Raw genomic sequence first — 1,765 nt, forward strand, 5'->3', positions numbered from 1 at the left:
GTAAGATCCCTCAAAGACGATGAGGTAGATAGGTTCGAGGTGGAAGCGCGGTGACGTGTGCAGCTGACGAATACTAATCGATCGAGGACTTAACCAAAATGAATTTGAATGGTTTTCAATGACCCGTTTATCCAGTTTTGAGTGAACAAGAATAGTTTTTTATTTTAAAAAACRCTTGTAAWTCTCRTSAGACTTGWTATAATAAATCTTGTCTTAAAAAAWRAATACCCAGTCYRGTGATRATGGCRAAGAGGTCACACCCGTTCCCATACCGAACACGGAAGTTAAGCTCTTTAGCGCCGATGGTAGTTGGGGGTTTCCCCCTGTGAGAGTAGGWCRTCGCTRGGCGATTTATTYCGGAGGATTAGCTCAGCTGGGAGAGCATCTGCCTTACAAGCAGAGGGTCGGCGGTTCGAGCCCGTCATCCTCCACCATTTTTMTTTTTAACACCGTGCCGGTGTAGCTCAGTTGGTAGAGCAACTGACTTGTAATCAGTAGGTCGAGGGTTCGACTCCTTTCGCCGGCACCATTGTTAGAGCCATTAGCTCAGTTGGTAGAGCATCTGACTTTTAATCAGAGGGTCGTAGGTTCGAATCCTACATGGCTCACCATTTTYATAYTAAGTTGCGGGTGTGGCGGAACTGGCAGACGCACTAGACTTAGGATCTAGCGCCGCAAGGCGTGGGGGTTCGACTCCCTTCACCCGCACCATTTTYACAATWTTATACGAGCGGAAGTAGTTCAGTGGTAGAACACCACCTTGCCAAGGTGGGGGTCGCGAGTTCGAACCTCGTCTTCCGCTCCATATCTTCTTRAATGCCGGGGTGGCGGAACTGGCAGACGCACAGGACTTAAAATCCTGCGGTAGGTGACTACCGTACCGGTTCGATTCCGGTCCTCGGCACCATCTTTCATAAAACATAATATTTAGCGCCCGTAGCTCAATTGGATAGAGTACTTGACTACGAATCAAGCGGTTAGAGGTTCGAGTCCTCTCGGGCGCGCCATAATTTTTGACTCGGGAAGTAGCTCAGCTTGGTAGAGCACTTGGTTTGGGACCAAGGGGTCGCAGGTTCGAATCCTGTCTTCCCGACCAGTTTATTTTATCCCTTTTACGGGGCCTTAGCTCAGCTGGGAGAGCGCCTGCCTTGCACGCAGGAGGTCAGCGGTTCGATCCCGCTAGGCTCCACCAACATTTTATAAAGATCCTGGCGGCGTAGCTCAGCTGGCTAGAGCGTACGGTTCATACCCGTGAGGTCGGGGGTTCGATCCCCTCTGCCGCCATTTTTTAGGACCTTTAGCTCAGTTGGTTAGAGCAGACGGCTCATAACCGTCCGGTCGCAGGTTCGAGTCCTGCAAGGTCCACCACTTATATACTGCGGAGGTATACCCAAGTCCGGCTGAAGGGATCGGTCTTGAAAACCGACAGGGGAGTCAAATCCCGCGGGGGTTCGAATCCCTCTACCTCCTCCATTTTTACTAAGTGTGTGGTGTAAGATCATYAAACATATAAACATACATATACTCGCTCTAAAGAAATCGTGAGGGTGGCGCAAATCGCCAAACGAAGATGTCAAACTTACTAGAAGCGTTGAGTCATAGTGTTTATAACAATAATATTATCGCGGGGTGGAGCAGCACGGTAGCTCGTTGGGCTCATAACCCAAAGGTCGCAGGTTCAAATCCTGCCCCCGCAACCAAATGGTCCCGTGGTGTAGCGGTTAACATGCCTGCCTGTCACGCAGGAGATCGCGGGTTCGATTCC

Annotated in this window: 13 tRNA genes and 2 rRNA genes; all 15 read left to right on the forward strand. The window is 50.1% G+C overall.

The window, feature by feature from the left end:
- Window positions 1–97, forward strand: a 23S ribosomal RNA gene (locus AC1DVN_RS30775); the annotation flags it as partial.
- A gap of 135 nt (window positions 98–232) precedes the next feature.
- Window positions 233–348 (forward strand): 5S ribosomal RNA (rrf, locus tag AC1DVN_RS30780).
- Between the two features lie 10 nt (window positions 349–358).
- Window positions 359–434: transfer RNA gene (locus AC1DVN_RS30785), tRNA-Val, on the forward strand.
- 19 nt (window positions 435–453) lie between these two features.
- Window positions 454–529 (forward strand) — tRNA-Thr (locus tag AC1DVN_RS30790).
- 6 nt (window positions 530–535) lie between these two features.
- Window positions 536–611: transfer RNA gene (locus tag AC1DVN_RS30795), tRNA-Lys, on the forward strand.
- A gap of 15 nt (window positions 612–626) precedes the next feature.
- A tRNA-Leu gene (locus tag AC1DVN_RS30800) sits at window positions 627–711 on the forward strand.
- 19 nt (window positions 712–730) lie between these two features.
- Window positions 731–805 (forward strand) — tRNA-Gly (locus tag AC1DVN_RS30805).
- Window positions 806–818: 13 nt separating this feature from the next.
- Window positions 819–907, forward strand: a tRNA-Leu gene (locus AC1DVN_RS30810).
- Between the two features lie 23 nt (window positions 908–930).
- Window positions 931–1,007: transfer RNA gene (locus AC1DVN_RS30815), tRNA-Arg, on the forward strand.
- Window positions 1,008–1,019: 12 nt separating this feature from the next.
- A tRNA-Pro gene (locus AC1DVN_RS30820) sits at window positions 1,020–1,096 on the forward strand.
- A gap of 20 nt (window positions 1,097–1,116) precedes the next feature.
- Window positions 1,117–1,192 (forward strand) — tRNA-Ala (locus AC1DVN_RS30825).
- Window positions 1,193–1,210: 18 nt separating this feature from the next.
- A tRNA-Met gene (locus AC1DVN_RS30830) sits at window positions 1,211–1,284 on the forward strand.
- Between the two features lie 7 nt (window positions 1,285–1,291).
- Window positions 1,292–1,368 (forward strand) — tRNA-Ile (locus tag AC1DVN_RS30835).
- Between the two features lie 12 nt (window positions 1,369–1,380).
- Window positions 1,381–1,473, forward strand: a tRNA-Ser gene (locus AC1DVN_RS30840).
- Window positions 1,474–1,623: 150 nt separating this feature from the next.
- Window positions 1,624–1,700: transfer RNA gene (locus tag AC1DVN_RS30845), tRNA-Met, on the forward strand.
- Window positions 1,701–1,765 lie beyond the last annotated feature (65 nt).

The sequence above is a fragment of the Rhodococcus sp. P4_E4 genome, from assembly GCF_056401575.1.